The organism is Candidatus Aquarickettsia rohweri, assembly GCF_003953955.1.
GTDB classification, from domain to species: domain Bacteria; phylum Pseudomonadota; class Alphaproteobacteria; order Rickettsiales; family Midichloriaceae; genus Aquirickettsia; species Aquirickettsia rohweri.
In genome coordinates this window covers 1-5,318 of the sequence record NZ_RXFM01000101.1, presented here as the reverse complement: position 1 = coordinate 5,318, position 5,318 = coordinate 1, and the positions used below count along the sequence as shown (strand labels likewise).

The 5,318-nt window shown below is 29.0% G+C and carries 7 protein-coding genes, 1 tRNA gene and 2 pseudogenes; 3 read left to right on the top strand and 7 right to left on the bottom strand.

Annotation, left to right across the window (positions count from 1 at the left end):
- Positions 1-264: pseudogene (locus tag EIC27_RS06140) on the bottom strand (IS6 family transposase); the annotation flags it as partial.
- Positions 265-303: 39 nt separating this feature from the next.
- Positions 304-567 (bottom strand): hypothetical protein, encoded by a 264-nt coding sequence (locus EIC27_RS06135; RefSeq protein ID WP_126045191.1) that lies wholly within the window; start codon positions 565-567, stop codon positions 304-306.
- A gap of 374 nt (positions 568-941) precedes the next feature.
- Between EIC27_RS06135 and EIC27_RS06130 the strand changes: the two genes are divergently transcribed.
- Entirely contained in the window at positions 942-1,628 is a 687-nt protein-coding gene (locus tag EIC27_RS06130) for a hypothetical protein (protein WP_126045190.1), read from the top strand.
- A 329-nt stretch (positions 1,629-1,957) separates the two neighbouring features.
- Here EIC27_RS06130 and EIC27_RS06125 read toward each other — a convergent pair whose 3' ends face one another.
- The 5 genes from EIC27_RS06125 to EIC27_RS06105 form a co-directional block, all read right to left on the bottom strand.
- Positions 1,958-2,488, bottom strand: a complete 531-nt coding sequence (locus EIC27_RS06125) for a NuoB/complex I 20 kDa subunit family protein (RefSeq protein WP_167562293.1) — start codon at positions 2,486-2,488, stop codon at positions 1,958-1,960.
- Positions 2,485-2,856 (bottom strand): NADH-quinone oxidoreductase subunit A, encoded by a 372-nt coding sequence (gene ndhC, locus EIC27_RS06120; RefSeq protein WP_205702359.1) that lies wholly within the window; start codon positions 2,854-2,856, stop codon positions 2,485-2,487. The genes EIC27_RS06125 and ndhC overlap by 4 nt, the downstream gene beginning before the upstream one ends.
- A 4-nt stretch (positions 2,857-2,860) precedes the next feature.
- Complete coding sequence (locus EIC27_RS06115; RefSeq protein ID WP_126045189.1) at positions 2,861-3,187, bottom strand: 2Fe-2S iron-sulfur cluster-binding protein; 327 nt, start codon at positions 3,185-3,187, stop codon at positions 2,861-2,863.
- Positions 3,188-3,202: 15 nt separating this feature from the next.
- Positions 3,203-3,532: a preprotein translocase subunit YajC gene (yajC, locus tag EIC27_RS06110; protein ID WP_126045192.1), complete on the bottom strand. Its 330-nt coding sequence runs from the start codon at positions 3,530-3,532 to the stop codon at positions 3,203-3,205.
- A gap of 81 nt (positions 3,533-3,613) precedes the next feature.
- Entirely contained in the window at positions 3,614-4,552 is a 939-nt protein-coding gene (locus EIC27_RS06105) for a tyrosine-type recombinase/integrase (protein WP_126045188.1), read from the bottom strand.
- A gap of 116 nt (positions 4,553-4,668) precedes the next feature.
- Between EIC27_RS06105 and EIC27_RS06100 the strand changes: the two genes are divergently transcribed.
- Both EIC27_RS06100 and EIC27_RS06095 read left to right on the top strand, forming a co-directional pair.
- Positions 4,669-4,758: transfer RNA gene (locus EIC27_RS06100), tRNA-Ser, on the top strand.
- Between the two features lie 296 nt (positions 4,759-5,054).
- Positions 5,055-5,318: pseudogene (locus EIC27_RS06095) on the top strand (IS6 family transposase); the annotation flags it as partial.

Below are 5,318 nucleotides of genomic sequence, written 5' to 3'. Positions count from 1 at the left end.
CTCGTCCATTCTCCAACTACCATTGACTGGCTTCTTTCTTTTTCTGAATCTTCCTTCAAGTATTGGCATAAACTTTATTACCCACCTTTGTAAAGTAGCGTGATCAATGGCGAATCCTCTCAACCCGCCTATCTCCTCTATCTCTCTATAACTTAGAGAATATCTTCCTTTCATATACAATGATACCATTATTATTTCTGGACCATATTCATGATTCTTGAAATACTTCATTAATTTTGGGTCTACTTTCAGCATTATTAACATCTATCATTTCTTTCAGAATATCAAAGATTCTTATACTTTTCAACAGATGCGACAGAACCTTTTTAACTGCGTATATGACTTTTTATCTCCTTTAAATAATATTTCTTTAAATAAAAAAAGAATGTGTTCTTTTATACATAATGTCGTTTCAGACATACCTGTTATCATTCTAGATGTTATTCCGCTTTCAACATCTTCTATATACTTTGCAGTACATTTATTATAAATTTTTAAAGTTTGCTTATTCGCAAAATCACAATCTTTATCGGTATCTGCTAGTGTATATGACGAATGAAATACCATAAATAATAGTAATATACACAACTTCATTATACCTACCCTTTATTTAAATTTTAACTATTACAAGGTAAATAATACCATAAATCTTTGGAATTAAAAATAATTTTTCTGCGCAAGTTTATAATTTTGTTATATAAAACACCTCTAAAGATCTTGCAAACTCATTTATATCACTTCGTATTAGATTTTTGAAATTAAATATTGAAAAATTTGTAAAAATATAAATTTATTTTACTTTAAACATATATTACTTGATTGTAAAAAAAATGTATGTTTAAGCTTTTAATATGAAAGTAAGCAAAGTTTAAAATGAATTTAATTTTATTATAAAATAATGCTTATTTGAAATAATAACATAACTTATTAATGGGGGTAACATGGTAAACGTAGGTATTTTACAATACAATGTCAAAGGTGATGTTAGAGATTCACGAGATAAAGGTGTTTGGAGTAGGCCTGAAAGAAGAGAAAAACAGGTTGATGTAATAAAAGAAGCCATAAAGAGCAAAGGAATAGATATTGTTGCAATGCAGCAAGTTGAACCAGGGCAAGACAAAAATACTTTAGATTACTATTTAAATAATCAAAATAGTGATAAAGAATGGAAAACTTTACAACCAAATCCAGATCCATATTGGAATAATGTTAAAAAAGAATTTGATATTGCACAAATAACTTTTAATCAAAAAGCATGGGGACTGATTAAAGATCCAATTGCTGGCTTTTGGAAAGATAATGGTGATGGTGATGTTAGACCTTTTGTTGCTGCTTATTTTAAAAATGTAGAGAATCCAGAATTAAAGCTGCTTTTTATTTCAGTTCATTTTCCACACGCAGATCCCAATAATCCTGATAGCTGCAATGCATGGAAAGGTATCGAAAAATTTAAAGAAATGGTCAATACATTAACAGATAATAGTGATTTAAGTAAATTATCAGTAATTTTTTCTGGAGATATGAATGAAATAGGCAATAATAGCTTAAACCTTAGCAACCCTCCTCAAATCAACAAATGTCTTGCAGAATTTGGGAAATTTAATTTTACTAAATATTCTGTGGGATAACATGGTGAAGGAACTGGAACTTGTTGTAGTAATAGTAATTATGTTTATAAATTTGATCATATTATTGCAAAAGGTGAAATCATAGATCAGGGTATACTACCAAATACAGGTGATATTAGTGGAAATATTCCTAATCCAACTGAAGAGCATAAAGCTATATATGCTGTAATTGAGTTAAGCAGCAGCCAACCTGAAACACACCATCACGGTGAATTATAAAAAATATTGATGCTGATTATTAGAATATGATAATGAAGAGGGTTTTGAGAAAGATTATGTCAAAAGACGGGTTATGAGGAAAAATAAATAGTAACTATGTTAAAATTTGATCACGTAAATGATGTAGTTCTTTTTATTTTTCTTTGTAACAGTAATAACCCATATAACAGTGCTTCGGCTGTAGGTGGACACCCTGGCACATATACGTCTACAGGAATAATTCTATCACAACCTCTCACAACAGAATAAGAATAATGATAATACCCTCCTCCATTAGCACAACTTCCCATGGAAAGAACCCACCTTGGCTCAGGCATTTGATCATAAACTTTCCTTAAAGCAGATGCCATTTTGTTAGTAAGGGTACCTGCAACAATCATCACATCTGATTGGCGTGGACTAGGTCTAAAAAGCATTCCAAATCTATCCATATCATATCTACTTGAAGCTGTATGCATCATTTCTATAGCACAACATGCTAATCCAAATGTCATAGGCCATAAAGAACCTTTTCTCGCCCATTTAACTAAATCATTTAATTTGGCAGTCACAAATCCTCTATTATTAACATCTTTTATCGCATAATTTAATAATTCATCTTGCTCAGAATTTAAAATTACTTTGTTATTAGCATCTGTCATTCCCACTCCAAAGCCCCTTTTTTCCATTCGTAAATAAATCCTATTGTTAATGTTATAATAAAGGCTATCATAGACCAAAATCCAATTAAAGCAATTTCTTTTAACATAACGGCCCATGGAAATAAAAAAGCTATCTCTAAATCAAATATAATAAAAAGAATTGATACCAAATAAAATCTAATATCAAATTTTTTCTTTGCATTTCCAAAATTTTCAAATCCACATTCATAGGTAGATAACTTTTCTTTATCAGGCTTTAACTTTGCAACTAAAAAAGGTAATATTATAAGAATTACTGCTAGCCCAACGCTAATAATTATAAAAATTAGTATTGATAAATAATTTTGAAGATAACTATTAATATCCATAATATTATTTTTCTGTTGGTATTTTTACAGTCAACCCATCAAGCTTATCATTCATAATTATCTGACAACTTAATCTTGAAGTCTTGGTTAAATTAAATGCTAAGTCAAGCATATCATCCTCATCTTCTTTTTTTGGACTTATGCTTTCAAGTATATCATAAAATTTTTTTTCTACAATAACATGACAAGTTGCACATGATAGAGATCCTCCACAAGCCCCTTCTATTTCATAAATATCATTTTGATGTGCAATCTCCATAACAGATAGACCATTAGGGGCTTCAACTTCTTTTATTGTACCATCATCAAAAATAAATTTTATTTTTGGCATATAATAAAAAATAAATTATTTTTTTGAATCCTTAGTATTTAAGACCTGAGATACCGTATCTCTTTTTACTTTTACTTTAACATTGGAAGCTATTTCAACGACTAGAATTCCTTCATCAGATTCCACCTTAGAAACTGTAGCTAATATACCACCTGATGTAACAACTTTATCCCCTTTTTTTAAATTGTTAACCATCTCATGATGCATTTTTATTTTTTTCTGCTGAGGACGAATAACTAAAAAATAAAAGATAACTATAATCAATAATAATGGTGCCATACCACTAAACATATCTTTTATAGAAGAACCACCTGCTGCATTAGCAAAAGCATCAATAATAAACATAATATACAAATAAATTTAATTTTTTAATATTTCTATATTATAAACTCCATTTATTCAATAACTATTTATAAAAAGTATTTATTATGATTTACCACGTGGGTGAAAATTAACAAAATTTTTAACTAAATGATTCATATCAATTTTTGTATATCTTTGAGTAGTTGATAAATTTTTATGCCCTAATAATTCTTGAATTGTTCTTAAATCTCCTTCTGAATTAGCCAGCAAATGTGTTGCAAAACTATGTCTCAATGAATGGGGAGATGTATGTCCTGGCAAGCATAATTTTATTCGTAATTTTCTTATCACTTTTCTAAAAACATCTGGATTTAGCTTATCTCCTTTCTCTCCATAAAATACAAAACTATTAGAATTAAATTCATAGGGACAACAAGAAATATAATTTTTAATTTGATCTTGCAAAATCTTAAGCAAATGTAATTCTCTCTCTTTATTACCCTTGCCTGTTACAATAACTCTAGAAAAATCATCATAAAAATCACTTATTTTCAAATTCAAAGCCTCACTAATTCTCATTCCGCATCCATAAAGCAAATATGCTATAGACTTATTTCTTTGCCCTACCCAAGATATTTTACTTATTTCTTCAATTGCATTCATAATTTCAATTGCAGATTTTACTGGTAATGCTTTTGGAAGTGGCTTATTTAATTTAGCTACTTTGATCTGATTAATATTATAATTTTCAGCTTTATATTGGTCCCTTAAAAATTTATAAAAATTTTTTAAGGATGATATTGTTCTATTATTTGAAATACTAGATATATCTTTCTTTTTTCTATAGGCAAGCCACGACCTAAAATCATGAACTTGTAATTTATTTAACAACTTTAATGATATAGTTTCCTGATAATGATTAAAAATAAATTGTAAAAAATAATATATGTCAGTTATATATGCATTTATTGTATTTTGGGAATAATTAAGATTTTTATCTAAATAGGTAATCCAATTATTTAATATTCCCTGAAGCTCTTTATTTATTTTTATACTTTTCATTTTATTTATCTTACTAGCTTATTTTTCATTGTATTTTATTTAATGAATTTTAAAAAGCAATTTATAGTCTTTAAAAGAGTCTTGATAAGATTTAAATAATCTGGTAAAAGCTAATTGGATGGATGGCCGAGCGGTTTAAGGTACCGGTCTTGAAAACCGGCGTGCGTTAACGCGTACCGTGGGTTCGAATCCCACTCCATCCGCCAGTTTTCATTGCTATAACAAGTTATAGGCGAATTATTACCAAATAGCCAAATCATATTACAAATGTATATGTTGGATAAGTTCAAGATGTGCAATGGGTATTAAATTATTTGGGAATTTTGACTTTTTTGTAAAAATATCTATAGTATTCATGAATAGTGTAACGTTTTCAATCTAGGGGTCATAGAACATCATGGATAATATCTCTTAAATCTGCCCAAAAAGATGGGTAAATAAACGGTTCTGTCGCATCTGTTGAAAAGTATAAGAATCTTTGATATTCTGAAAGAAATGATAGATGTTAATAATGCTGAAAGTAGACCCAAAATTAATGAAGTATTTCAAGAATCATGAATATGGTCCAGAAATAATAATGGTATCATTGTATATGAAAGGAAGATATTCTCTAAGTTATAGAGAGATAGAGGAGATAGGCGGGTTGAGAGGATTCGCCATTGATCACGCTACTTTACAAAGGTGGGTAATAAAGTTTATGCCAATACTTGAAGGAAGATTCAGAAAAAGAAAGAAGCCAGTCAATGGTAGTTGGAGAATGGACGAG

Coding starts and splice junctions, on each gene's coding strand:
- EIC27_RS06135 (WP_126045191.1), bottom strand. CDS start 567: ATGGTATTTCATTCGTCATATACACTAGCAGATACCGATAAAGATTGT.
- EIC27_RS06105 (WP_126045188.1), bottom strand. CDS start 4,552: ATGAAAAGTATAAAAATAAATAAAGAGCTTCAGGGAATATTAAATAAT.
- yajC (WP_126045192.1), bottom strand. CDS start 3,532: ATGTTTATTATTGATGCTTTTGCTAATGCAGCAGGTGGTTCTTCTATA.
- EIC27_RS06130 (WP_126045190.1), top strand. CDS start 942: ATGGTAAACGTAGGTATTTTACAATACAATGTCAAAGGTGATGTTAGA.
- ndhC (WP_205702359.1), bottom strand. CDS start 2,856: ATGGATATTAATAGTTATCTTCAAAATTATTTATCAATACTAATTTTT.
- EIC27_RS06125 (WP_167562293.1), bottom strand. CDS start 2,488: ATGACAGATGCTAATAACAAAGTAATTTTAAATTCTGAGCAAGATGAA.
- EIC27_RS06115 (WP_126045189.1), bottom strand. CDS start 3,187: ATGCCAAAAATAAAATTTATTTTTGATGATGGTACAATAAAAGAAGTT.